This window comes from Flavobacterium araucananum (assembly GCF_002222055.1).
In the GTDB taxonomy this organism is placed as follows: domain Bacteria; phylum Bacteroidota; class Bacteroidia; order Flavobacteriales; family Flavobacteriaceae; genus Flavobacterium; species Flavobacterium araucananum.
In genome coordinates, this window is the sequence record NZ_MUGS01000009.1 from 34642 (window position 1) to 60760 (window position 26119).

The 26119-nt window shown below is 33.8% G+C and carries 28 protein-coding genes and 1 tRNA gene; 12 read left to right on the forward strand and 17 right to left on the reverse strand.

The window, feature by feature from the left end; translation table 11 throughout:
- Positions 1 to 200 precede the first annotated feature (200 nt).
- The 3 genes from B0A64_RS07845 to B0A64_RS07855 form a co-directional block, all read right to left on the reverse strand.
- Positions 201 to 617 carry a helix-turn-helix domain-containing protein gene (locus tag B0A64_RS07845; protein WP_089478966.1) on the reverse strand — a complete coding sequence of 139 codons (417 nt, stop codon included), beginning with the start codon at positions 615 to 617 and terminating at the stop codon, positions 201 to 203.
- Positions 618 to 938: 321 nt separating this feature from the next.
- Entirely contained in the window at positions 939 to 1334 is a 396-nt protein-coding gene (locus tag B0A64_RS07850) for a hypothetical protein (RefSeq protein ID WP_123875890.1), read from the reverse strand.
- Between the two features lie 217 nt (positions 1335 to 1551).
- Positions 1552 to 1625 (reverse strand) — tRNA-Ala (locus B0A64_RS07855).
- A gap of 106 nt (positions 1626 to 1731) precedes the next feature.
- Here B0A64_RS07855 and B0A64_RS07860 point away from each other — a divergent pair.
- The 4 genes from B0A64_RS07860 to B0A64_RS07870 all read left to right on the forward strand — a co-directional run bounded on the left by B0A64_RS07860 (position 1732) and on the right by B0A64_RS07870 (position 4168).
- Positions 1732 to 2496 (forward strand): enoyl-CoA hydratase/isomerase family protein, encoded by a 765-nt coding sequence (locus B0A64_RS07860; protein WP_089478968.1) that lies wholly within the window; start codon positions 1732 to 1734, stop codon positions 2494 to 2496.
- Between the two features lie 161 nt (positions 2497 to 2657).
- Positions 2658 to 2834 carry a hypothetical protein gene (locus B0A64_RS25115; RefSeq protein ID WP_165769780.1) on the forward strand — a complete coding sequence of 59 codons (177 nt, stop codon included), beginning with the start codon at positions 2658 to 2660 and terminating at the stop codon, positions 2832 to 2834.
- Between the two features lie 31 nt (positions 2835 to 2865).
- Positions 2866 to 3318 (forward strand): 6-pyruvoyl trahydropterin synthase family protein, encoded by a 453-nt coding sequence (locus tag B0A64_RS07865; RefSeq protein ID WP_089478969.1) that lies wholly within the window; start codon positions 2866 to 2868, stop codon positions 3316 to 3318.
- Positions 3319 to 3424: 106 nt separating this feature from the next.
- A complete protein-coding gene (locus B0A64_RS07870; protein ID WP_089478970.1) occupies positions 3425 to 4168 on the forward strand; it encodes a UDP-2,3-diacylglucosamine diphosphatase in 744 nt (247 codons plus the stop codon).
- On the opposite strand, the gene B0A64_RS07875 is transcribed toward B0A64_RS07870, so the two are convergent.
- The 7 genes from B0A64_RS07875 to B0A64_RS07905 form a co-directional block, all read right to left on the reverse strand.
- On the reverse strand, positions 4169 to 5380 hold the full coding sequence (locus tag B0A64_RS07875) for a cytochrome c3 family protein (protein ID WP_089478971.1): 1212 nt from the start codon (positions 5378 to 5380) through the stop codon (positions 4169 to 4171).
- An 83-nt stretch (positions 5381 to 5463) separates the two neighbouring features.
- Positions 5464 to 5820, reverse strand: a complete 357-nt coding sequence (locus tag B0A64_RS07880) for a hypothetical protein (RefSeq protein WP_089478972.1) — start codon at positions 5818 to 5820, stop codon at positions 5464 to 5466.
- 168 nt (positions 5821 to 5988) lie between these two features.
- Positions 5989 to 7269 carry an MFS transporter gene (locus tag B0A64_RS07885; RefSeq protein WP_089478973.1) on the reverse strand — a complete coding sequence of 427 codons (1281 nt, stop codon included), beginning with the start codon at positions 7267 to 7269 and terminating at the stop codon, positions 5989 to 5991.
- A complete protein-coding gene (gene recJ, locus B0A64_RS07890; RefSeq protein ID WP_089478974.1) occupies positions 7259 to 8959 on the reverse strand; it encodes a single-stranded-DNA-specific exonuclease RecJ in 1701 nt (566 codons plus the stop codon). Before recJ ends, B0A64_RS07885 begins: the two co-directional genes overlap by 11 nt.
- Positions 8960 to 9167: 208 nt before the next feature.
- The gene (locus B0A64_RS07895; RefSeq protein WP_089478975.1) at positions 9168 to 9512 is read right to left on the reverse strand and encodes a HopJ type III effector protein; all 345 of its coding nucleotides are present in this window, start codon (positions 9510 to 9512) and stop codon (positions 9168 to 9170) included.
- 106 nt (positions 9513 to 9618) lie between these two features.
- A complete protein-coding gene (gene rsmI, locus B0A64_RS07900) occupies positions 9619 to 10347 on the reverse strand; it encodes a 16S rRNA (cytidine(1402)-2'-O)-methyltransferase (RefSeq protein WP_089478976.1) in 729 nt (242 codons plus the stop codon).
- 113 nt (positions 10348 to 10460) lie between these two features.
- Positions 10461 to 11504, reverse strand: a complete 1044-nt coding sequence (locus tag B0A64_RS07905; protein ID WP_089478977.1) for a hypothetical protein — start codon at positions 11502 to 11504, stop codon at positions 10461 to 10463.
- Positions 11505 to 11740: 236 nt separating this feature from the next.
- On the opposite strand from B0A64_RS07905, the gene B0A64_RS07910 reads away from it, so the two are divergent.
- From B0A64_RS07910 to B0A64_RS07925, 4 genes are all read left to right on the forward strand, one after another.
- Positions 11741 to 12331, forward strand: coding sequence for a thymidine kinase (locus tag B0A64_RS07910; protein ID WP_089478978.1), 591 nt, complete (start codon positions 11741 to 11743; stop codon positions 12329 to 12331).
- A 40-nt stretch (positions 12332 to 12371) separates the two neighbouring features.
- Positions 12372 to 12800: a hypothetical protein gene (locus B0A64_RS07915; RefSeq protein WP_089478979.1), complete on the forward strand. Its 429-nt coding sequence runs from the start codon at positions 12372 to 12374 to the stop codon at positions 12798 to 12800.
- 107 nt (positions 12801 to 12907) lie between these two features.
- A complete protein-coding gene (locus tag B0A64_RS07920; RefSeq protein WP_089478980.1) occupies positions 12908 to 13162 on the forward strand; it encodes a DUF6364 family protein in 255 nt (84 codons plus the stop codon).
- 2 nt (positions 13163 to 13164) lie between these two features.
- Positions 13165 to 13572, forward strand: coding sequence for a type II toxin-antitoxin system VapC family toxin (locus B0A64_RS07925; protein WP_089478981.1), 408 nt, complete (start codon positions 13165 to 13167; stop codon positions 13570 to 13572).
- Positions 13573 to 13628: 56 nt separating this feature from the next.
- Here the strand turns inward: B0A64_RS07925 and rpoN are convergent, their stop codons facing one another.
- From rpoN to B0A64_RS07960, 7 genes are all read right to left on the reverse strand, one after another.
- Entirely contained in the window at positions 13629 to 15089 is a 1461-nt protein-coding gene (gene rpoN, locus B0A64_RS07930; protein WP_089478982.1) for an RNA polymerase factor sigma-54, read from the reverse strand.
- A gap of 50 nt (positions 15090 to 15139) precedes the next feature.
- On the reverse strand, positions 15140 to 15574 hold the full coding sequence (locus B0A64_RS07935) for a GxxExxY protein (protein WP_089478983.1): 435 nt from the start codon (positions 15572 to 15574) through the stop codon (positions 15140 to 15142).
- Between the two features lie 244 nt (positions 15575 to 15818).
- A complete protein-coding gene (gene asnS / locus B0A64_RS07940) occupies positions 15819 to 17267 on the reverse strand; it encodes an asparagine--tRNA ligase (protein WP_089478984.1) in 1449 nt (482 codons plus the stop codon).
- A gap of 313 nt (positions 17268 to 17580) precedes the next feature.
- Positions 17581 to 18225, reverse strand: a complete 645-nt coding sequence (locus B0A64_RS07945; protein WP_089478985.1) for a hypothetical protein — start codon at positions 18223 to 18225, stop codon at positions 17581 to 17583.
- A 46-nt stretch (positions 18226 to 18271) separates the two neighbouring features.
- Positions 18272 to 18745, reverse strand: a complete 474-nt coding sequence (locus tag B0A64_RS07950; RefSeq protein ID WP_089478986.1) for a hypothetical protein — start codon at positions 18743 to 18745, stop codon at positions 18272 to 18274.
- Positions 18746 to 18904: 159 nt separating this feature from the next.
- Positions 18905 to 19444: an STM3941 family protein gene (locus tag B0A64_RS07955; RefSeq protein WP_244285373.1), complete on the reverse strand. Its 540-nt coding sequence runs from the start codon at positions 19442 to 19444 to the stop codon at positions 18905 to 18907.
- A gap of 35 nt (positions 19445 to 19479) precedes the next feature.
- Positions 19480 to 21846, reverse strand: a complete 2367-nt coding sequence (locus B0A64_RS07960; protein ID WP_089478988.1) for an efflux RND transporter permease subunit — start codon at positions 21844 to 21846, stop codon at positions 19480 to 19482.
- Positions 21847 to 22023: 177 nt separating this feature from the next.
- Between B0A64_RS07960 and B0A64_RS07965 the strand changes: the two genes are divergently transcribed.
- The 4 genes from B0A64_RS07965 (at position 22024) to B0A64_RS07980 (ending at position 25809) form a co-directional block, all read left to right on the forward strand.
- Positions 22024 to 22353, forward strand: a complete 330-nt coding sequence (locus B0A64_RS07965; RefSeq protein ID WP_089478989.1) for a DMT family transporter — start codon at positions 22024 to 22026, stop codon at positions 22351 to 22353.
- A 320-nt stretch (positions 22354 to 22673) separates the two neighbouring features.
- Positions 22674 to 24362 (forward strand): reverse transcriptase domain-containing protein, encoded by a 1689-nt coding sequence (locus B0A64_RS07970; protein ID WP_089478990.1) that lies wholly within the window; start codon positions 22674 to 22676, stop codon positions 24360 to 24362.
- A 6-nt stretch (positions 24363 to 24368) separates the two neighbouring features.
- Positions 24369 to 25127, forward strand: a complete 759-nt coding sequence (locus B0A64_RS07975) for a sensor histidine kinase (protein WP_055093779.1) — start codon at positions 24369 to 24371, stop codon at positions 25125 to 25127.
- Positions 25090 to 25809: a LytR/AlgR family response regulator transcription factor gene (locus B0A64_RS07980; RefSeq protein ID WP_089478991.1), complete on the forward strand. Its 720-nt coding sequence runs from the start codon at positions 25090 to 25092 to the stop codon at positions 25807 to 25809. The genes B0A64_RS07975 and B0A64_RS07980 overlap by 38 nt, the downstream gene beginning before the upstream one ends.
- Positions 25810 to 26119 lie beyond the last annotated feature (310 nt).

Genomic DNA, 26119 nt, shown 5'->3' on the forward strand with positions numbered 1-26119 from the left:
TTGTCGCTAACTTTGATTTTTGTTGTGTAAAAAAGATAAAGGCTTCAATACTTATCCAGCCAACCCAAATAATAAGACCTCCCAAACCCAGCATACCGGAGATAAAATTGGCTGGTAAAACCTGCAAAGTAATTCATCATTATAAAACAAAAAGCCAATCTATAAGACGGCCTGTTTGATCTCAAATATTAATGTGTGAACTATTTTTCTTTCAATATTTTTTCTAAATACTCCACTTTCTCTTTTTCAGCCAGAACCAAACGTTCGTAAAGTTTTTTGTTTTCATCAAATGCTTCAATCAATTTATCGAGTGGATTAAAACTACAATTATTGCCATTATAACCATCTCCAAAGTTTCCTTGGCTATCGTTGAAAGTGTTGAAATACGTTATCATGTTTTCTTCAGAAAAATTCTTTAAAGCCTCTACTGTTACATCAAGAGCTTTTGCAATTTCTATAAGTTTTTCATCGTCGACGTTCTCGCTTGCCTCAATATTCGAAACTGATTGTTGGCTTACGCCAATTGCAAAGGCAAGTGCTTCTTGCTTTATACCTTTAAGCTCTCTAATTCGGCTGATATTTCTGCCAATATGTTTTGGTTTTTCTGCTGTGCTCATAATTCAAAGGTATTTAAAATTCTTTTACAAAATAGTTTTTGGTAAAAAACAAGATCGTCCCTGTATGATACCATTTTGTATGGTTTTAGAGTAAGTAAAAATACAATTTTTCATACAATTATAATAGTTGTATTAAAGTTGCAAAAGTTGAGCATATAAACCTGATTTGATCATGCATGTACAAATCATAATTATCCAAAACCAATTGCTCTGAAAGAGCTTTGGCAATACATAGTGCGAAGCACTAAAATTGAATATCGATTGTTGTTTAAGCCCTGTAAGGGCAGAAGGCTTTTTGTGGGCACGGATTGCAAATCCCCGTTATTGTTTGGTATAGTTTCCTGCTAAATATCCTTGTGATTTGATTTTGGTTCCGGATTCGTTTACAAAATTAAATCGAACTAATGTACCTTTTAAACCTTGTGTAAAATCTACAATATATAAATTTGAAGTAGAAGATATTTGCTGTGGATAATCGTATGAAAACTTTGTTATTTCTCTGGAAAATGAAGTTGTATTGTTATTAAAACTATATTTTATATCATTTGTAGTAAAGATTAATATCGCTCCGGTGGTATCCTCTTTCCAGGTTCCCTGAATCCATGTTGGAGGATTGAAATAATTATCTGTTACGCTATTTTTTCCGGAATCATTGCCATCAGTCGACGAACATGCTACCATTATTATTAAACTTACTAATAGAATCAACTTTTTCATTTTGTCTTAATTAAGAATTAATTAGACCAAATGTAGGAAAATAGATTATTCATGCCTCTTTAATATATGTTAATTTGTAAGATTAATCTTTTTATTCGACAACATTAAAAACCGGATCAAGACGAACCGGATTTTGAGGATAACGCCAGTGAGCGTTAAAAGATTTATCTGTTTTCAAATAAAAAACCGTATTACAATTAAGTAATACGGTTTTTTGTGGAGAATACCGGATTCGAACCGGTCACCCCTTGCCTGCCAGGCAAGTACTCTAGCCAAATGAGCTAATCCCCCAAAGCGATAGCAAATAAAGACAATTATTTTTCAAAAAACAAATTTCAAATGCCATCGATCGAAAATAGTTGTCAAAATCGTAACTTTACGATCAAATATATTTTTTATGAGTGTAGAAATTCAAAGTGGTTCTTTGCAAACCACTTTTAATAAAACCGTTGCCACAGTGCAATTTGGTCATCCTGCGAGTAATTCTTTTCCGCGTCAGTTGTTAGATCGTCTTACTGCAGAAATTAATTTGTTAAGCACCAATACAAAAGTTTCTGTTATTGTTTTACAAAGCCAAGGGACAAAGGCTTTTTGTTCCGGTGCTTCGTTTGATGAACTCTTGCAGGTAGAAAATGAAATACAGGGAACTGAATTTTTCTCCGGTTTTGCTCATTTGTTAAACGCGATGCGCAATTGTTCTCAACTTATTATTGGACGTGTTCAGGGAAAAGCTGTTGGCGGAGGAGTTGGTATTATATCAGCTTGCGATTATGTGCTGGCAACACCTGAGAGTGCAGTAAAATTGTCTGAACTAGCCATTGGTATTGGTCCGTTTGTGATTGAGCCGGCTGTTTCCCGTAAAATAGGAAAGGCTGCAATGACCGAAATGACTTTGGCAGCACACGAATGGAAATCGGCAGAATGGGCTTTAGAAAACAAACTGTTCTCGGAAATTCATCAAGCAGATAAACTTGATGATGCTGTTGCCGGTTTTACTCAAAAGTTAAGTTCATACAATCCTGAAGCTTTATTAGAAATGAAGAAAATTATTTGGGAAGGAACAGAACATTGGGAATCCTTGCTGGTTGAGCGTGCCGCAATTACAGGAAAATTGGTTTTATCAGATTTTTCGAGAAATGCTCTGACACAGTTTAAGAAGTAAAGTTTTCAGTCTCAGTTTACAGTCACAGTCACAGTTTTCGTGACGATAACTTTGTCAAAGTTTTAAACTTTGACAAAGTTCAAGATTTAATTTTTTTTTAATCTTTTAATCTGTGGCAAAAAAGACATAATCTATATTGTTAAATCATAATCTATAAGAACATGTATATCATTTCATTACTTCAGAAAGTCGATGTTGCAGAGAAAATTAAAACAGCCCCTGATGCTGGTTATCAGATTGGAGTAGTGATTGGTTCGTTTCTTCCTTTCGTGGTTTTGCTTGTAATTGCATATTGGATGTATAACAGGGCTAAAAAAAGAGATGAAAACGGTTATTAATTTGTAAATTTGCAACCTAAAATTCAAATCGATGAGTAATATCAGAATTACAAAACAATTTAGTTTCGAAACCGGACATGCTTTGTACGGTTACGACGGAAAATGCAAAAACGTTCACGGGCACAGTTATAAATTATCGGTAACGGTTATTGGTTCGCCTATCACGGATCGATCGAATGTGAAATTTGGAATGGTAATTGATTTTTCGGATCTGAAGAAAATTGTAAAAGAAGAAATCGTCGATCAGTTTGATCATGCAACGGTTTTTAACGAAACTACGCCACATGTTGAACTGGCAAATGAATTAAAAAATCGCGGGCATCATGTGATTTTAGTAGATTATCAGCCAACAAGCGAAAATATGGTAGTTGATTTTGCTGAAAGAATTATTGCACGTTTGCCTAAAGAAATTGCTCTTTTTTCGCTTAAACTTCAGGAAACCGAATCTTCGTTTGCAGAATGGTATGCATCTGATAATATCTAGAATTAAATTCCAAATTCCAATTCTTCTTCCAAAATTTCGGGATCGCTCCAAATCACAATAAGACAAAAGTCTATCAATCTAAGAAGTCTAACAATCTAATAATCGAATGAAAAAAGTATATTTCGCTTCAGATCAACATTTTGGCGCTCCAACTGCTGAGTTGAGTTTGCCGCGTGAGCAAAAATTTGTAGCGTGGTTAGATGTTGTAAAACAAGATGCAGAAGCTATTTTTTTATTGGGTGATTTATTCGATTTTTGGTTCGAATATAAAACAGTTGTTCCAAAGGGTTTTGTGCGTGTTTTAGGCAAACTGGCTGAAATTAGGGATAGCGGAATTCCGATTTATTTTTTCGTCGGGAATCATGATTTATGGATGAACGATTACTTTCAAACCGAATTGAATATTCCGGTTTATCATGATAATGCAGCATTTACCTTCCACGGAAAAACTTTCCTGATTGGTCACGGCGACGGAAAAGGTCCCGGAGATAAAGGTTATAAACGAATGAAAAAGGTATTCACGAATCCGTTTTCTAAATGGCTTTTTCGTTGGTTGCATCCAGATGTTGGGGTAAGTCTGGCACAATATTTATCAGTCAAAAACAAATTAATCTCAGGCGATGAAGATGTAAAGTTTCTGGGAGAGGAAAACGAATGGCTCGTTTTGTACGCCAAACGCAAACTCGAGACCAAACATTATAATTACTTTGTTTTTGGTCATCGCCATCTGCCAATGATTATTCCGGTTGGAGAAGAGGCCAATTATGTAAATCTGGGGGACTGGATTGGTTATTTTACCTATGGCGTTTTTGATGGAGAAACTTTTGAGCTTAAAAAATTCGAACAATAATTACTTTTTATTGTCTGTATAGATTCCAATTTTGTGCGTTCTCAGAATGTAATTCGACATTTTTTTGTTGTTTGAAGCTTGAAATTTAATGGCATCCGACATTTTCTTGGGCATGTGGCATCCTACACAATTATTGGCAAGTAAACTTCCTGACATTGTTTTTAAGGTAGTTGCATTATGCTGAATTCCCTGATGGCAACTCATACAAATTTTAGAATAACCGGCAAGATTTTGAGAAGCATTTGCATGCGGATTATGACAGGTCATACAATCCATGGTTTCGCTCTTTTTAAAACATTTGCTTTGAGCGAGTAACCCAAACTGATTTCCGTGTACATCATAATGAATGCTGTCATTAGATCCCGGAACTCCTCTAAAATAATTTAATAAATTATCTCCCGGTCTGTATTCAAAGCGTGATTTTAATTTTTGTTTGTCATTTCCGGAGTGACATAAGGCGCAGGCATCCAGTTTTTGTTGACGGTTGAGATTTTTGAACGAAGTTATGTTTTGTGCAATCTTTAAATCCGGAAATTTCAAATGTTTTTGAACATGCTGTTTGGCTGGTCCGTGGCAACGTTCACAATCGATTCCGTAAATTAAAGTTTTCGGATTCATAAAGTCCTCCACATCCTGGGTCATAAAATTAATGCTGTCTGAACTTGTCGTGACATATCTGCTGGCGATATTAGAACTGTGGCAACCGTAACATTCTTTATCTATTTTTCGTTCAAAATTAGGAACTGTTGCTGAATATCCGGGGCTTGTTGCCCAATTGTTCAAAGATTTATAGTAGGACAGCGGTAATTCGTAAGTATAATGGCTTTTCCAGAAAGCACTTGTCTGAGCATGCTTTGTTCCAAAAAGTACCTCAAACGGATGCGCTTCAACTTCTTTTCCGTTTTTATAAAGCACCTGATAAAGACTATCGTTACGCTCTTCCATAACGAGTTTGGTAGCTGCGTCGTAAACAAAAGTTTTCTGACCATTTGTAAACTGACCTAAGATGTTTTCTTTGGTAGCGGGAGCAGAAGCTTTGAAATGAGAGCTATGAAAAGCCGTTTCGTATTGTGCCTGATGACATTGAATGCAACTTTCAGAACCGGCATAATTGGTTCCGCGTGGATCAATGTAGTTGTCAGATTCATTCTTGCAGCTTGCAAAAAAAATAAGTAAGGCAAGAAGGGGAAATAGAATAGGTGCTTTTTTCATTATTGTAAATATACTTTTTTTTGAAGAAAATCAAAATATATTTCAATAATGAAAAGATGTTGTTAAAATATTTAGAATGTTTCTTAGTTTAAGCCAACTCCGTAAACATATTCGTCAAGCTCAATTCTAAATAAAGAGCCTTCGACTAAATCTTTAATCGATTTTAATTCTTTTACTGAAACCGCTAAATCTATGGCAGCACAAGGGGTTTTAAGTAAAAATTTATGACAAGAGTTTTTTAATTCGCAAGCTTCACAACAAGCATTTTCGATCATGCTGTCTTCGATTAAATCACAAAAATGATTCAGTTCCTGAACTGTAAAATAAAATCCGGTTTCCTTAAAAACCAATTGTACTTTGTCTGTAAGAGTTTCATTTTCTTTTTTCCAGTAAAAAGCAATCCCGAAGTTGTTGTGGTATAACTGTTCAATTTCTCTCATTTTATATCCTTTTTATCCCAACAAATATAAATACTATTTATATTAATTCTAAATAAAAAATCATAAAATTTAGAAAAAATTATTCACCCTATAAGTGATATAAGTTTATTTTAGTATTCTGAATTCAGATTAAATGTGCTGATATCACTTATAGGATTAGAAAAAATGTTATTCCATATTTTGATGATCTTCCATGTCTTTATTAAGATCTAACTTTCTAAACGTTGGCGATTTTAATGCCGTTACGATAACAGTCAAAAGTGTAATACTTCCTCCAAAAACAACAGATGTTACAGTTCCCATTAATTTTGCTGTTGCACCACTTTCAAAAGCACCTAATTCATTAGAAGAGCCAACAAAAATCGAATTTACAGCACCAACTCTTCCGCGCATATGATCGGGCGTTTTAAGCTGTAAAATCGTTTGACGAATTACAACCGAAATTCCGTCAGCAAGTCCGCTCAAAAATAAAGCGAAAACAGAAAGCCAGAATGACGTAGAAAGACCAAATAAAATGATCGATAACCCGAAAACAAATATGGCAACTAAAAGTTTCTTTCCTGCATTTTTATACAAAGGTACATAAGCAGAAACGAGCATCGTAATAAAAGCTCCTACTGCAGGAGCAGCTCTTAATATACCAAAACCTTCTGCGCCAACTTTTAAAATATCCTGAGCAAAAACAGGCAATAATGCTACAGCCCCTCCAAAAAGCACTGCAATCATGTCAAGCGATAAAGCGCCTAAAACAATTTGGTTTCTAAATACGAAAGTTAAACCTTCGGTAAGACTGTCTTTTATTGATTCTCCAATCTTTGGATTTGTGATTGGTTTTTTACTGATTTGTGATAAAGCAATTAAAGAAAGAATTGAGAACCCAAAAACCAGGCACATTGACCAGTGAACGCCAATCCAGTTAATGGAGAATCCAGCCAGCGCCGGACCCATAACGGCTCCGATTTGCCAAACCGAACTGCTCCAGGTAGCTGCATTTGGATATGCTTTTTTAGGAATAATCAACGATAGAAGAGAGAAGATAGTAGGCCCAAGAAAAGCTCTGACTAATCCGCCTAAAAAAACTAAAGTATAAATTGAATATAAAATAACAGTTGGAGATAAATCGCCAACCACTTTTGGCCAGGTCACTAAAAACAGACCAAAACTAATTACAGAAAAGCCCAGAATACATTTTACCAATAGCCCTTTTTTCTCCTTTTGGTCCACAATATGTCCGGCAAATAAAGCCATACCAACGGCGGGAATAACTTCCATTAAACCAATAATTCCTAACGAAAGTGGGTTTTTGGTTAAACTATAAACTTCCCATTCTATCACGATAAACTGCATAGCCCAGGCAAAAACCATGGCGAAACGCAATATTAGAAATACATTAAATTCTCTGTAACGTAATGCCTGATAAGGATCTTGTTTGTTTGTTTTAGTTTTCATTAGTTCTAATGTCTTTTAGCATAAGTTGAGTAGAAACAGTTCCGTTCCATTCGTTTTCAGAAAGCGAATAGGCTAACTGAAAAGGATTTTTATTTTTTACGATGTCCATTTTTTTTCCAAGACCAAAACCTATAGCAGCAATTCCGCCTGAGTTACTTTGTTTTACAAAAAGTCTCAAATGTTCGTCGTCTGCGCCCAAAGTTTTAGCATACCCGGTATCTTTTACCTCTTTTGTCATAAAAACAGGTGTCATGTTTAGAGGTCCGTAAGGCTCAAATTGTTTTAGGATCCGGACAAGTTTAGGGGTAATATCGGCGAAGTCTATTTCGGCATCGACTTCTATTTCCGGTGTTCGCATTTCAGGAAGGATAGTATCTTCGACCTGTTTTTCAAAAGCTTCTTTAAAAGTGGTATAGTTTTCGGCTTTCAAAGTCATTCCTGCCGCATACATGTGTCCTCCAAATTGTTCCAAATGTTGAGAGCAGGCATCAAGCGCATTGTAAACGTCAAACCCTTTTACAGATCTGGCAGAAGCCGCATATTTATCCCCACTTTTAGTAAAAACCAATGTTGGACGGTAATACGTTTCAATCAATCTTGAGGCGACAATACCAATAACACCTTTGTGCCAGTCTTCCTGAAAAACAACGGTAGAGAATCGATCTTGTTCGTTGTTGGTCAGGATTTGCTGAAAAGCTTCTTTGGTAATTTGTTTGTCCAGATCTTTTCGGTCAGAGTTGTATTGTTCTATCTCGGATGCAAATTGTTGCGCTTGCTCAAAGTTAAATTCCGTCAATAATTCGACAGCATGATTACCGTGTTTGATCCTTCCTGCTGCATTTATACGGGGCGAAATAATAAAAACAACATCAGTAATGTCCAGTGTTTTCTTTTTTACCTGATGTACCAATGCTTTAATTCCAGGTCTGGGATCAGAGTTAATTACCTGTAGTCCAAAATAAGCCAGAACCCTGTTTTCGCCTGTAATAGGTACAATGTCGGCAGCAATTGCTGTTGCAACTAAATCCAGGTACGGAACTAAATCTTCGATCGTCTCATTTCTGTTTGTTCCTAAAGCCTGAATCAGTTTAAAACCTACACCACAACCGCACAATTCATCATAAGGATAGGAGCAATCTTCTCTTTTTGGATCTAAGATTGCAACAGCATCCGGAAGAAATTCTCCGGGCCTGTGGTGATCGCAAATAATAAAATCAATGTTTCTTTCTTTTGCATAAGCAATATGATCAATAGATTTAATTCCGCAATCCAGCGCAATGATTAACGAGAAACCGTTATCATCAGCAAAGTCAATTCCTTTAAAAGAAATTCCGTAACCTTCCAGATAACGATCCGGAATATAAGTGGCAATATTAGGATAATGAGATTTTAAATACGCCGAAACCAATGAAACCGCAGTTGTCCCGTCGACATCATAATCGCCAAAAACCAAGATATTTTCCTGATTTTCGATAGCTAATTCTATTCGGGAAACTGCTTTGTCCATGTCTTTCATCAAGAACGGATCATGAAGATGTTCTAATGAAGGGCGAAAGAAATTTTTGGCATCTTCAAAAGTTTCAATGCCACGCTGAATCAAAAGTGTTGCTACAAAATCTTCTACATTCAGGGCTTGTGCCAAATGTTTGATTTTATCTTCAGAAGGTCTTGTTTTTAAGGTCCAACGCATGGTTGATTTTAGATTTTAGAGTGTTGATTTTAGATTGTCAAAATCCAAAATCGTTTAATCAGACAGGTAATTTTTTTTATTGCCACAGATTAAATGATTTTAAAAGATTTTTAATCTGTGTTAATCTTTTTAATCTGTGGCAAAAATATTCGGTTTTAGAGCTCGGATTTTAGAATAAGGCAGGCTTTAAGAAATCTAAAATCTAAAATTATTTTGCCTCTAAAGCATTTCCTTCGAACCTAACTCCGTCCCAACCTAAGTTGATGAAGTTTCTAATGTTTTGGTGGTTTGTTCCGTTTGGGTCTCCCAGTACTTCTTCAAAATAAAAAGCTCCAAAACAAGCTAATGTTTCCTCTTTGCTTAAATTTTGCAATTTTGCGAAAGAAAATAATTTGCAAGAACCGGAATTTTCTCCGGCTGCATTGTGTTGTGTTCCGTTCTGGAAAGTGGTTGGCGTGAAGTTGTAATTTTCTTCGATTACTGCAATAGTTTCCGGGAATGTTATTTGAGTTGGAGTTTGTTTTACTTTTTCTAAAAAGGCTTGAATGCTCATGATATTGTGTATTAGTTTTTTTTGCCACGAATTCCACTAATTTCTCGAATTACAATTTGAATTCACTTAAAAAATTCGTTCTAATTCGTGAAATTCGTGGCGAAAATTATTCTTCTTCTGTTTCTTCATCCTTCGAAAACTTACTTTTCTTAGGTTCTTTTATTATTGTTTTTCCGGCAACGACTACGACAATTTCGCCGCGTGGTGCTGTTTTTTCAAAATGTGTCAATACTTCTCTAGCAGTTCCGCGTACGTTTTCTTCGTGAAGTTTTGATAATTCGCGAGAAACACAAACTTGTCTGTCTTCGCCAAAATAAGTAATAAACTCCGCCAAAGTCTTAACGAGTTTATGTGGCGAAACGTATAAAATCATGGTTCGGGTTTCTTCGGCTAAAGCCAAAAATCGAGTCTGACGTCCTTTTTTATCAGGCAGGAAACCTTCAAAAACAAACTTATCATTTGGTAATCCGCTGTTTACCAAAGCGGGAACAAAAGCTGTTGCGCCAGGCAAACATTCAACCTCGATTTTATTTTCGACACAAGCACGCGTTAATAAAAAACCGGGATCAGAAATCGCCGGAGTTCCTGCATCTGAGATTAAGGCAATAGTTTCGCCGGCTTTCAAACGTGCAATCAAATTCTCGGTTGTTTTATGTTCGTTGTGCATGTGATGGCTGTGCATGTGCGTGCCAATTTCAAAATGCTTCAACAATTTACCACTCGTTCTGGTGTCTTCGGCCAAGATCAAATCGACTTCTTTCAAGATCCTGATGGCACGAAAAGTCATGTCTTCAAGATTGCCAATTGGCGTGGGAACGATATATAATTTAGACATAATTAATTTTAAATATTTAAACACAGATTGCACGAATTAACACGAATGATTAAAGTGCTTAAAATTTCACGAAAATGAATTAGTGTAAATCTGTGAAATTCGTGTTTTACTTTTTAGGAGAATTTTTTCTCTACAATTCCTAAGAAACGTTCTGCGTAATCATCTTTTCCTTCCCAATTATTGTAATCCGGTTTTACCATATTTTCTATAAAATCCTGAGCTTCGCTATAGGTGTCAAAAGTCAATAGTTGGTTTAAAACGCGGCTGTAATCTTCAGAGCTGTTTCCAAAAAGATTTTTGGTAAAAGCAATTCGGTCATTAAGATCGACATGAAAACCTTTTGCCAGTTTTTCGTTTAGAGTAACTGTTTTTGGTTCTGTCCGTGTTTCTAAAACAGCCGTTTCAACAGGTGTCTCCTTTTCTTTAAATTCGGTTATTGATGGAGCAGCAGGAGTAGGAGTAACGTTTTCGAAACTGTCTACTTTTACAAATTGGGCATCGGCATAATTAATTCCAAAATCTTCAAACGAGATCGTAACAGGACTTTGTTTTGATGAGGTTTCTACTTTTGGCTCTTCTGCTTCAGGTTCTTTTTCTTCAAATTTTTCCAATTCAAAAGCAGGTTTAAAATCCGGAATTGGTTTTGAATCGCTAAAAGTTCTAAAAGAATTTTCCTCGACAGTTTCTATTTCTTTTTTAGTCTCGACTATCGGCTCCTCTACTTTTTCGATAACAGGTTCTTCGATAATTTCGGCAACAGGCTCCGGAATAGTTTCTACAACAGGTTCCGGAATTATTTCTTCAGGAACTTTGGCAACGATTTCTTCAGGAACTTCTTCGGCTTTTATTTCTTCAATAATTTCAGGTTCAGCTATTGTTTCAACAGGAGTTTCTTCAATTGTTGCAGGCTCTTCGATTTTAATTTCTTCCGGAGTTTCCTCTTCTTTATCAAAAATAGATTCAATTTCAGTATGAATCTCGCTTTGACCAATTGTTGGTTTCAACGTGTCGAAATTTTCCTCTACAAATTTTAAAATGGCTAATTTTTCATATAATTTCTGCGTTTCAAGATACAATTGATTGATATCGGATTTATTTTTAAGCTTTAAAATTCGATGTGCAATGCTGATTAAATCGGCTTCCAATTTTTTTTTCATAACTGTTGAAATTATAGTGAATAGGGTATTTTAGTATATTTTGTATTTGAATGTCGTTATTCCCGGTAGAAATCTAAAAGATATTCATTTATTTCTGTTAATAAGCGCTCGCGAATCTTCGATTTGATAAAAATTTTCTACTTTTGAAAAAGTGTAAAACAGCAATTTTTCACGACGATTTATTACCAGTACAAAGTAATAAAAACTATTCATTTTTAAAGGTAGAAAAATACAAAATGTTTCTCGAAAATACAGTAAATCACAAAGAACAATTTGGTTGGATTGAAGTTATTTGTGGATCAATGTTTTCGGGTAAAACCGAGGAGTTAATCCGTAGATTAAAACGCGCCCAATTTGCCAAACAAAAAGTCGAAATTTTTAAACCCGCTATTGATACCCGCTATCATGACGAAATGGTAGTATCGCATGATGCCAACGAAATTCGATCAACTCCGGTTCCCGCTGCCGCAAATATTGCTATTCTGGCACAAGGTTGTGATGTTATCGGGATAGACGAAGCACAGTTTTTTGATGATGAAATTGTTACAGTTTGTAATGATCTTGCCAATCAGGGAATTCGAGTGATAGTTGCAGGATTAGATATGGATTTTAAAGGAAATCCTTTTGGACCCATGCCCGCACTTATGGCAACCGCAGAATATGTTACCAAGGTTCATGCTGTTTGCACCAGAACAGGAAATCTTGCCAATTACAGTTTCCGTAAAACAGATAATGATAAATTAGTCATGCTTGGCGAAACCGAAGAATATGAGCCATTAAGCCGTGCAGCTTATTATAATGCAATGAAAAAGATTCAGGATAAATAGACGTTCTATTTTTTTACTTCACAAAAAAACAAACTATAAAATGCAGGAACCAATAAAGAAAAAGAATTTAACTGTTTTAGTAATAAGTGCAGTTGTAGCATTATCGTTGGCTTTAATTCTATATTACTCTTTTAAAGAACCTGTTGCAGATAAGGAAATGGTCGGGTTGGTAGCGAAATACAATGACAATTGTCCGCTAACAATTCAGGAAGGAATTCGCTTGGATAATGTTACTTTGCCTAAAGATAAAGTGGTTCAGTATAACCTGACTTTGCTCAATGTCGAAAAACAAAAGGCAGAAATTAAGACCATAAAACAAAATATCGAAGAAAGCCTGCTCAGTACTGTTAAAGCAAATTCAGGACTTAAAGCATTTCGGGATCATAATTTTACTCTGATTTATAATTATGACGATAAAAATGAAGAGTATTTGTTCGAGATTACAATCACTCCGGAGCAGTATCAATAAGTAGATCTTATTTTAGAAAATAAAACCCGACAGATTTTGAATTTGTCGGGTTTTGTTATTTGCACGGATGAAATTATTATATTTGTACGTATTAAAATGTAACGGTTATGGATGCAAAATTAACATTGAAATTGGATAAGAGTGTGATTGAAAAAGCTAAGATTTATGCTGCAGAGCATCAACATAGCTTATCTCTTTTGGTGGAAAATTATTTGAAAGCCATTACAGAAAACGATAAGGCAGAAAACAACGTCGAAATTAGTTCGTTTGTAAAAAGTCTTGCCGTAGGAAAAGGAGAGATGTCGGAAGATTTTGATTATAAAAAAGCCCGACAAGAATATTTATCCGAAAAACATAAATAGATATGAATTTATTTTTGGATACAAATGTATTGATAGACCTGATTGATAAAAGAGAACCTTTTTTTAATGATATCGCAGTAATTGCAACAATGGCAGAAAACAAAGAGCTGAAATTAGCGGCTTCATCCCTGTCTTTTGTAAATATTGTTTATGTTGTTTCCAAAAGTGTTGAAGAAAAGACGGTATTAGAGGCTTTAAAAAAGCTTCGAATTATATGTGATGTTTCTACTATTGATGAAATTGTTATCGATAAAAGCTTGATTTCAAAATTTGACGATTTCGAAGATGCAGTGCAGTATTTTAGCGCGTTGCACCACAAATGCGAATTTATTATAACCCGGAATAAGAAAGATTTTAAAAATTCTGAAATTCCGGTTCTGACACCTTCAGAGTTTTTAGCTTCTATATAGCAAAACCTAACAGGTTTTTAAATATGTTAGGTTTTGTTATTTTATAGTAGTAAAATCTAAATTTTCTTCCTCATTCTCGCTACCGGAATATCAAGTTGTTCTCGGTATTTTGCAATGGTTCTGCGAGCGATCGGGTATCCTTTTTCTTTTAGAATATCGGCTAATTGATCGTCTGGCAAAGGTTTCTTTTTATCTTCTTCCTCAATTGTATTTTTAAGGATCTTTTTGATCTCTAGCGTCGAAACATCTTCGCCCTGATCGTTTTTCATGGCTTCAGAGAAAAATTCTTTGATCAATTTTGTTCCGTATGGCGTTTCAACATATTTGCTGTTGGCTACACGCGAAATCGTCGAAATGTCTAAACCAACCATATCTGCAATGTCTTTTAGGATCATTGGTTTTAGTTTGGTTTCGTCGCCGTCTAAAAAGAATTCTTCCTGATAATGCATAATAGCATTCATGGTTACAAAAAGTGTTTCCTGACGTTGTCTGATCGCGTCTATGAACCATTTGGCCGAATCCAGTTTTTGTTTAATAAACTGAACGGCATCTTTTTGAGCCGATGATTTGTCACGTGAATCTTTGTACGTTTGCATCATTTCCTGATAATCTTTAGAAACGTGCAACGATGGAGCATTTCTGCCGTTTAAGGTCAGTTCTAGTTCGCCATCGACAATTCTGATTGCGAAATCAGGAACCACATTCTCCGTTACTTTATTATTTCCGGTAAAAGAGCCACCCGGTTTTGGGTTTAATCTTTCGATTTCGTGAATCGCTTTTTTAAGCTGCTCGTTCGAAACACCATATTTTTGAAGCAGTTTGTCGTAATGTTTTTTGGTAAAAGCATCAAACTGATTTTCGATAATGTCAATTGCTAAATCAACATATTCTGTTGGTGTTTTATGTTTTAGCTGCAACAATAAACACTCCTGCAAATCACGCGCCCCAACGCCCGAAGGTTCAAGTTCATGAATGACCTGAAGCATTTTTTCGACCATTTTATCATCAGTATAAATACCCTGAGTAAAAGCCATATCATCTACAATATCCGGAACACTCCTGCGAATGTATCCCATATCATCAATGCTTCCAACAAGAAATTCCGCGATTTCGCGCTCTTCATCATTCAAAATGAAAGTATTGAGCTGATTGATTAAATCCTGATGAAAACTTATTGGCGAAGCAAAAGGGGTTTCTCTTTCCTCGTCTTCACTGTAGTTATTCACCTGAGTTTTATAATCCGGAGTATCGTCGTCGCTTAAGTATTCGTCGATATTAATGTCGTCTGCTTCGATTCGGTCACCTTCGGCATCATCATAATCGTCGTACTCTTCATTAGCAAATTCATCTGCTTCGTATTCCTCTTCTTTTCCAGCTTCAAGAGCCGGATTTTCGTTCATTTCTTCTAATAAACGTTGCTCAAAAGCTTGCGTAGGCAATTGAATTAACTTCATCAGCTGAATTTGCTGAGGAGATAATTTTTGGGATAATTTTAAATTTAAAAATTGCTTTAGCATAATAAGGCACTACTTTTTTTAGCCACTAAGACGCGAAGGCGCAAAGTTTTTTATTTTTTATTTGCCTTAAAGGCTTTAATTTGATTTTCTAAAATACTCTTTTTTGTATGTATAAATCGTTTAATCCCGCTTTTGATCAATGGGACGTTAAAATTAATTAGATATCCTAAATCCTTATTCAGTAGTCTTAAATGACTTATAATTTGTGCTTCCCAAACTGGATTTATTTGTTCAACCGCTTTTATTTCTATGATAATAGAATCTTCAATTAATAAATCTAATCTTAATCCTTCGTTAAATTCAATTCCGTCATAAACGATCGGAATATCAACTTGCCGTTTCACATTAAGACCAGCTTTTTCAATTTCGTAAGCTAAACAAACTTCATAAACTCTTTCTAGTAACCCGGGTCCAAGTTGTTTGTGAACCTTAAATGCTGAGTGTACAATTATTTTTCCAATTTCTTCTGTTCTTTCAGAGAGCATAATATTTTGTTTTTGCCACGGAGGCACAAAGGCTCGAAGTTAATTTTTATTAAAGACTAAAATCTTTAAAAATAAAAATACGTGATCGACTTTCTTAGTGTCTTCGTGGTATTTTTATTTTTTAATTAGCAAAATTTGTAAAAAAATTTGCGTCTTTTTGCCTTCGTGGCAATCTTTGTTTACACGCAACGATACTAAGAAAAAAACTTAGTGTCTTCGCGCCTTCGTGGCAAAATATTATTTCTTAGAACTCTGCATTTCCAGGAGTTCTCGGGAAAGGAATTACGTCTCTGATGTTTGTCATTCCGGTTACAAACAATACAAGGCGCTCAAATCCAAGTCCGAAACCGGCGTGAGTTGCAGATCCAAATCTTCTGGTATCTAAATACCATGATAATTCTTCTTCATCGATTTCTAAAGCTTTCATTTTTTCGATCAAAACGTCGTAACGCTCTTCTCTTTCAGAACCACCAACGATTTCTCCAATTCCAGGGAAAAGGATATCCATTGCACGAACCGTTTCTCTTCCAGGCTCCGTGTTGTCATTCAAACGCATGTAAAACGCTTTAATATTTGCTGGGTAATCAAACAAGATTACCGGACATTTAAAGTGTTTTTCGACCAAGTAACGCTCGTGTTCTGACTGTAAATCAGCTCCCCATTCGTTGATGATATATTGAAATTTTTTCTTTTTATTAGGAGTCGAATCTCTCAAAATGTCAATAGCTTCTGTATAAGAAACACGTTTAAAGTTATTCTCCAATACAAAGTTCAATTTCTCTAACAAAGCCATTTCGCTTCTTTCTGCCTGAGGTTTTGATTTTTCTTCTTCAAGAAGTCTGCCTTCCAGAAATTTTAAATCATCCTGACAATTGTCTAAAGCATATTTTATTACGTACTGAATAAAATCTTCGGCAAGGTCCATGTTGTCGTCAAGATCATTGAAAGCAACTTCCGGCTCGATCATCCAAAATTCTGCCAGGTGACGGGAAGTATTAGAGTTTTCTGCTCTAAACGTTGGTCCAAAAGTATAAATCTGACCCAAGGCCATGGCATACGTTTCCCCTTCTAATTGTCCCGAAACCGTTAAGTTTGTTTCTTTTTCGAAAAAATCTTCTTTATAGTTTACTTTTCCATCTTCAGTTCTTGGCGTATTGTCAAAAGGTAAAGCCGTAACTTTAAACATTTCTCCTGCACCTTCGGCATCAGAACCTGTAATAATTGGTGTATTTACATAAACAAAACCTTTTTGTTGAAAATAGTTGTGAACCGCAAATGACAATACCGAACGCACACGCATAATAGCACCAAACATATTCGTACGAACACGCAAATGCGCATTTTCACGCAAGAAATCTAAACTAGGCTTGTTTTTTGGCTGTATCGGGAATTTTTCTGCATCAGAATCTCCTAAAATCTCCAATTTGTTTACCTGAATTTCATATTTCTGACCTGCACCTTTGCTTTCGATCAAAGTTCCTGTTACAGAAATTGCAGCACCGGTAGTGATTCTTTTTAAAGTTTCGTCAGGTGTATTTTCAAAATCAACAACACATTGTATATTATTAATGGTAGAACCGTCATTAAGAGCGATAAACTGATTATTTCTAAAAGTTCTCACCCATCCTTTTGCATTAACTTCCTGAAGCGTCGTAGTACTGTTTAATAAGTCTTTAACTTTTGTGTGTTTCATTTTATATATAATATTGAAATTAAATTATTTGTTGTGTAACAATTGCAAATATAAACGATAATAATTAAAATTAGAAGCTGTTTCCCGCTATCCGCTATATCTTTTTATTGCTAAAGCAGCAATAAAAAGGATATCGCTGCTATCGGGGCTAGGGCAATCGTTTTTATAACAGGCAATTATTGTAATTGCGAGGAACGAAGCAATCGCGCTAATAATAAGATGCAAGGCTTGATCTAGCAAATGAGATGAAAGGATAAACTTGAGAAAACATTTATTTTGCCAAGATTAATAACTGTAAAACTCAGCAATTTTCTTATCGTATTAGATTTCGTTTTTTCTCGTTTTTTCGAAATTTATTTATGAAATAAAGAAAAATAATAGAACCTAGAATCGATAGAGTAGCAGTATAATAATTAAATGACTCACTAATTTGGGTTAAATTTTCAGGACTATTAATTTTTATAGATTTGAAAAATAGTTCTTTTTTTAGTTTACTATACGTATCAACTTTCGAGTAAATAAAAACATAAGTAATGCCATTTAAAAATAAAATTTGGCTCTCTCCAATTTCTTCGTCAGAATCTTTTCCTTTAAAATTTAATTTGTAAGCCAAGAAAGTATTGATTTTTATTTGAGATGAATCTTTAAGAAATAGGCCTTTTTTTGCCATGTTTTTAACTTGGTCGGCTATTTTAACCTCGTAACTTCTTTTTAATTCATTTAGGTTCTTCGGTTTTTCTTCACTTAAAGTATCATTAGGTATAATACTTACTTTCATTGCAATAAAAGAATCTTCTTTTGAATTTACATAACATGCTTTTACCTTCGCATTTTGCTGATTTATTTCAAAGATTTCTGGTTTGTTGGGAAAAGTTATTGAAATGTTTTCATCAATTTTAGTTTGACCAAAAAAGGTAAAAGAATATAGTAAAACGAAATAAATAAATATGTTCTTCATAAAGTGTTTTACAATGGTTTATTTAGATAAATTAATAATTTTTTGATTAAATTATTTCGAATATTTCGTTGAATTTCCGTTCTAAATTTTTCCTTTCTTTTTTGGGACCTCGTTTGGACAAAAACATGATAAGGACAAGGAATAAATTAAAAACGATATAAACTTCTGCTGGGGTTCCGTTGCTAATCATTACTGAATTTACCAGCAAAAATGCAACAACTGGAAAATACTTTGTCCAAATACTTGAAAATTTATGGGTTGGTTCAATACTATAGCTAATATTTAATGTTCTGTTTGTTGTTTTGTACTTGCCTATGATGGTATAAAAGGTTGGTGATACAGTCGAATTTATTGTTAAACGAAATGTTGAATCGTCAAAATTTCCATAAAAAGGTTTTGAAAACCCCTCAAATATTTTGAATAACCAAAATGGACTAAAAAATTTAAGTTTTGGATTTCCAATTACTGTGTTGCTTTTAATCTTATTTCTAAATTCAGTTGCATCAAGCTTTGACTTCATTCTGTTTTCTAATTAATTCGCTATTTTTCTCCTTTCGCGCCATTCCGAGGAACGAGGAATTTCCACAAAACAATTCCGTAAAGTTGATAAAATACTTTGTCGAGTTACTTACGGAGATTCCTCGTTGCTCGGAATGACATACTTTATGGAAATCTTTCTTTATGTCAAATATTTGTGTTTCTCGAGGTTCTCACTTAATACTTTTATAAGCTCAACATGATTTATCTGCATCGAATTTGCTGAAAGATTAAAAGGAGAACCATAATTATTGAAATTAAATTTCATTAATTTTTTTCGTATTTGATTTTTTTCGTTTTCAATCCAATAATCAGAATTATTTACCTGAATGATTACGAGTTTTTGACTTTGTATTTTTAGTTCAGAAAATCCATCTATATTCTCCCATTTAATACTTTCAGATGCTGATTTTCTAGGATTAATATTAACTCCTTTTTTATCAACAACGAGAAGCAATTGATTTTTTACTAATTGTTTTATCGAAACATAAATTGCGAATCCAAAAATCAAGACTGAAATAATTCCGATTCCTTTTAAAAAAATTGGGCTTCTTTCTCTATAACTTGCTAAATTTTCAGCATCAATAAACATCCAGATTCCTCCAATAACAAAAAGAAGCGATGCAATTAATAACAAGAAAGACTTCTTCTTACTAGAATAAATTTCTATTTTTCCCATCATTATTTAATTCGTGCAATTTGTGGCAAAAAAAACTTTTACCCTTCCAAATTCTCCAAATCCTCTTTCTTCGCTTTTTTCTTTTCAAAAGTCAAAACTAAGGCAGGTAGAACCAATAGATTTGCAAACATCGCAAATGCCAGTGTACAAGAAATTAATCCGCCAAGGGCGATTGTTCCGCTAAAGCTTGAAAGTGTGAAAGTCGCAAAACCTAAAATTAAAACCACCGAAGTGTAAAAAGTACTGATTCCCGTTTCTCTCAAAGCACTAAAAACAGATCTTTTGACCTTTCCGTTGCTCTGAATCAAATCATGTTTGTACTTCGCCATAAACTGAATCGCATTGTCTACCGAGATTCCAAATGCAATACTAAAAACCAAAATAGTTGAAGGCTTTAGCGGAATCCCGAAGTATCCCATTAATCCGGATGTAATGCAAAGTGGTAGAATATTCGTAATTACCGATGCCATAACCATTTTAAAAGATCGGAACAAATACAGCATTAATCCCGCGATTACCAGAATTGCAAAAATCAACGATTCGATTAAGTTGTCTACCAGATAGGATGTTCCTTTCTGGAATACCAACGCTTTTCCGGTCAATGTAACTTCGTAGCGGTCTGCAGGAAAAATTTCAGCAATTTTTGAGCGTAATTTTTTCTCTACTCTAGCCATTTCCTGAGTTCCAATATCTTTCATGAAAGTCGTAATTCGGGCATATTGTCCAGTCGAATCTACATACGATTTCATTAAATTGTCTTTGGTGTTTTTCGTTGCATTCTTGGCATACGATAAAATAAACGTCTGTTCCTGCGACGTTGGTAATTGGTAATATTCCGGATTTCCGTTATAGAATGCCTGTTTCGAATATTTAACCAGATTTACTACAGAAACCGGTTTTGATAATTCAGGAAGTTCTGCAATTGTATTTTGCAATTCATCCATTTTGCGCATGGTCGATAATTTCATAACCCCTTTTTTATGTTTGGTGTTAATCATTATTTCCAGCGGCATAACGCCGTTGAATTCTTTTTCGTAAAATAAAATGTCTTTATAAAAGGAAGCGCTTTTGGGCATTTCTCCAATCAGACTTCCGGAAACTTTCATTTGCGAAACTCCAATAACACTCAAAACCAAAAGCAAACCATAGATTGTATAAATTACTTTTCGTTTGTTTTTTACCACATTTTCTACAAAATTCAATAAAGTCGAAATGTAGGTTTTGTTTAAGTGATACAAATGTCTTTCGCCCGGAATTTCCATAAAACTATATACAATTGGTACAATTAAAAGCGTTAGCAGATAAACCGAAATCACGTTGATCGAGGTTACCAGACCAAACTCAAAAAGCAAATCATTTCCGGTAATCATAAACGTTGCAAAACCTATTGCTGTCGTTAAATTCGTCATTAAAGTCGAAACTCCAATTTTTGAAATAATACGTTGCAAAGCCTTTGCCTGATTGTTGTGCAGTTTAATTTCCTGCTGGTATTTATTGATCAGGAAAATACAATTCGTGATACCAATTACGATAATTAATGGCGGAATAATAGCCGTTAGAATCGTGATTTTATAATGAAATAATCCAAGTGTCCCGAAAGACCAGATTACACCAATGATTAAAATACAAATAGAAATAAAAGTAGCTCTAAACGAACGGAAAAAGAAAAAGAAAATCAGGGAAACAGTGAATAAAGCTGCACCAATAAATAGCCCAATTTCGCCTTTCATATTATCAGCATTAATCGTTCTGATGTATGGCATTCCGGAAACTTTTAAATCAACTCCCGTAGTTTTTTCGAATTTATCGATTTTCGGAACCAGATTTTCAAGAATAAAAGTCTTTCTTTCCGGCGTATTTACAAGCGCTTTATTAATATAAATTGCAGAACGGATACTACCACTTTGTTTGTTAAACAATAATCCTTCGTAAAAAGGCAAATTGTGAAACAAATCATATTGTACCTTTTTTAGATATTCAGGATCAAGTGCTTTTTGTTGGTCGATAAACGGAGTCAGAACAAATTTTTCGTTAACCGTATCTTTTTCTAATTTCTTTAAATCGTTTAAGGAAACGACCAAATCTACTTCTTTAGAATTTTTTAAACCTGTCATTAATTCATTCCAGGCCGCGTAGTTTTTAGGAGTAAAAAATTTCGGATCCTGAAACCCAATTACGACTAGATTTCCTTCTTCGCCAAATTTGTCTAAAAACTGTTGATACTGTCTGTTTACGATATGATTTTTAGGAAGCAAGTTCGCTTCAGTATATGTCATAGAAAGGTTTTTCCATTGATAACCAAGGAAAATCGTTAAAGCAGATAGGATTACTAGTATTATAATTCGGTTCTTAAGTATGATTCGGGCTAGTTTTTCCCAGAATCCAACTTGTACAGCGTTTTTCATAAATTCTTTAAAATGGATGCAAATGTAGTGAAAAGTGCTCTAAATCATAAATAATCAGTTCGTTTTTACTGTTTGTTAACATAATCGATATGGTGTTATTTTGTAAAATTTGAATGTTTTGTACGATTCTACGTCAGCTTTTCTCATATTTGTACTTAATTTAAAAATGAAAAGAATATGAACTGGATTTTATTAATCATAGCAGGACTTTTTGAAGTAGGTTTTGCCTCTTGTCTGGGCAAAGCCAAAGAAACCACAGGAATGATTTCGACCTATTGGATGGTTGGTTTTTTTGTTTGTCTTTCGATCAGTATGTTATTGTTGTATAAAGCCACTCAGGTTCTACCCATAGGAACCGCTTATGCCGTTTGGACAGGGATTGGAGCCGTAGGAACTGTTTTAGTTGGGATTTTGGTTTTTAAAGAACCCGCAACATTCTGGAGAATATTTTTTCTGTCGACTTTAATTGCTTCGATCATTGGGCTGAAGTTTGTTTCTAGTAATTAAAGTTATAATAAGATTATCAATCTTTCTCGCTTGTAGATAAAAAATAATACTTTAGCTTTTTAGAAGTATTAAAAAATTAAGACACCAGCAAATTGATCATGCATTTCGATATCGAGATGTCAATACTAATGTTAGGAAATAGATGAAAGGTTGTTTATACAAATTACCTTCAAATTTATATTTTATATTCAAGTTATTATTAATTTACTTAATATGACTATTTTCTTAATTGCTGTTTTACTATAATGCTATTATTGCTTTATTGCTCTATTGCTTTTAACTTATGATGGTTTAAATCCTTATACCCTACACAAGAGAATATGGCTGGTGTCTTTTTAAATGACTTATTTAAGTCGGAAATTAAAGTGAGATTTGAAAGAATTCGAAATGTTCGAGAGTTCGTGTCTCTTTTAAATTATATCGAAAGTCAGATTTCAACTTCTACTGAAGAGATTTTTGAACTAACTTTTTCCCATCTTTATTATTTATCAAAATCAAAAGACAGTAGATATACAGAATTTGCTATTTTAAAGAAAAGTGGTAAACTCAGACAAATAAATTCACCTGATAAATTATTAAAAAGAGTTCAAAGCTTAATTAATATTTTGCTTCAGATTATTTTTGAATCTCAATCGCATTATTGTTCTAATGGGTTTTTACTTGGGAGAGATATTAAAAGAAACGCTATTCCACACACAAATAAAAAATTTGTTTTAAATGTGGATATTGAAGATTTTTTTCCATCAATAAATTTTAGAAGAGTGAAAGTTGTTTTAGGACTGTCTCCTTTTAATTTGATCGATGAACGAGAAAAAATAGCTTTCATAATCGCCAATCTTGGAACTTACAAAAATTATTTACCTCAAGGTTCTCCGTTGAGTCCTTTATTATCGAACATTGTTACTCAAAAATTAGATAGAAAAATTTCTAAATTTTGCCTAACACATAGAATTAAATATTCACGATATGCAGATGATTTGAGTTTTTCTACAAACAGAAATATTTTAGATGAGTCATTTGTAAAATCAATTAAAAATATTGTTGAAGATGAAAATTTTAGAATAAATGATGAAAAAACTAGGTTGCGCACTTCAAGAGAAAGTCAAGAAGTTACAGGATTAGTTGTTAATGAAAAAGTAAATATCAAGAGAGAATATTTGCAAAAGGTCCGTGCAATGCTTAATAATTGGGAAAAAGGAGGATTGAGGTCTGCGGAAGAAACATTTAAAAAACATCAACCTCCTAACAAATTAAATTATGACTTTAGATCAGTCTTGCTTGGTCATTTATCATTTTTAAAATTAATTCGAGGAGATGATGATCAAACTGTAAAGAGATTAAGATTAAAATTTTCTTTTTTAAATAATTTGATTGACTATAGTTTTATTGATAATGAAAAAGTAAAAGTTCGATTGGAAAAAGATAATAAGACAATGGAAAAGATCTTTTTTGATATTGATATGTCTGAAGACAAATTTATTTCATTTTGCACTTCTGCATTTCATCAAATTGAGAATTTAATGAACTATTTCTACTGGAAAAAGTTTGAGCATGACGAACTTTTAAATGAGCTTTTAATAAACAATGCACGTTTTAAAAAAAGATATAAAACTTTAGAAAAAGCGCAAGAAGAGATTAAAACAATTAGAAATCTTGATATAAACGTACTCGTATATCTTTATGAAAAAGAATTCTTTTTTGATAAAAAGGTATATTACAACAAACACATAACAATGCTTCGGGAAATAAGAAATGATGGATCGCATCGATGTAGTATATTTGGATTAGATGTTCAAAAATTAAAAGATGATTATGTATTAATTGAGAATGAACGGAATGATAAAAAGAAAAGAGGTAAAAATTTTGAATTGAGTCTAGATCAAGCAAAAAAAGAACTAAATTTCCTTACATATAGTTTCTTGGAAAGGCAAAATTATAAGGAAGTTAGAGAAAATCTCAGAAATATTACTAAAACAATAAATGGCGCTTTGAAGCTTAAAATAAAATAATTATTAATGCAAGACAACACTATCACTTTTATATTTCTGGCGATTCTTTTATTGCTTATCGTAATCATTTGTTTTTTGATGTATCAATTGATGCAATTTAAAAAAGCAAAAGATGATGCCGAAAAAAGCTTTTATGCACTCGAGATGAAGGTCAACGATTTGCAGTTAGAAACATTAGAATCAAAACTGAATCCGCATTTGTTTAAGAATATTTTAAATTCAATTCAGTCGCATGCGTATCAAACTTATTTTGCATTAGACAAACTGGCAAATGTTTTAGATTATATTCTATACGAAAGCAAAAAGAAATTTGTCACGGCAAAAGAGGAAATTGATTTTGCTTTAAACTTAATCGAAATCAATAAAATTAAGATCAGTCCGCTTTTTGAGCTCAAGATAAAAACCAATATCAACAAAGAAGACAAATTATACGATCAGCCTTTATTGGCGCCGTTAATTTCGATTGATTTGATAGAAAATGCTTTTAAACATGCCGATTTGCAAAGTGCCGATGCTTTTATTTCGGTTGTTTTTGAGTTTAGGGACAATGCTTTTTTTATGACCGTTTCGAACAAAATATCAGATAAAAAAGTATTAAAAAAAGAACGTAGCGGTTTTGGCCACGCCACATTAGAACACCGTTTGCGTATTATTTATAAAAATAACTTCAAACTCGATAAGTTTGTAGAAAACGATATTTATATCGCTCATCTTAAAATAGATTTACTTGAATACAAAACTGAAATGCTTGCTGCTGGACGATGAGCTACCGGGATTAACGTACCTAAAAATGCTTTGCGAACAAATTCCCGAAGTCGAAATAGTAAAGACGTATAATAATCCGGAGAAACTTCTTACTGATATCCCAAACCTCGATTTTGATTTATTGATTTCGGATATCGAAATGCCCGGAATAGACGGTTTGCACCTGGCAGAAATGCTGGACAATAAATTGGTTATTTTTTGTACCGCTTATAAAGAATATGCTGCCGATGCTTTTAATATTGATGCGGTAGATTATATTACCAAACCGGTAAAACTGGAACGTTTGCAAAAAGCGATTTCAAAAGCTTTTGAACGTTTTCATAAACCGGATGCCGCAAAAAAGTTTATTCAGCTCAATACAGACAAAGGAAAAACGCTATTGTATTTTAATCAGATTCAATACATCAAAACCGCTGTTAGTGATAGTCGCGACAAAACCGTTTTGTTGGCTGATGGAAGTTTTCTGAATTTAAAAAATGTAAAATTTGATACATTATTAAACGAATTGCCCGATGCCGATTTTTGCCGTATCAACAAGAAAGAAATTGTGGCAGTAAAAGCGATTAAATTTTTTAGCCATAACGAAATTGTACTGCATCATTTAGAAAAAAATGACAAAAACAGCACTTTAATTTTAAGCGAAACCTATCGTTCTGACTTTTTAAAAAAGGTAAAACTTTAGAAGTTTTAACACATAGAAACATAGATTTTGTACATTAAAAAAAGGCGTTTCACTTATCTAAATACACAGAGTATACTATGTATAAGAAAGGTGTTTCTTTTTTGCATTCTTTTCGAGAAGTAATATCTATGTTTCTATGTGTTGAAAATGACTTTTAAATTACGCTCAATATATGTCAGGCTGAGCGAAGTCGAAGCCCTTTTTTACATTATAAACCTTCGACTTTGCTCAGAATGGCAGTTGTCTATTACCAAATTAAGCAACTTATTACAAAGTTTTTCCCACTTGTTACATACATTCGAAATTAGGG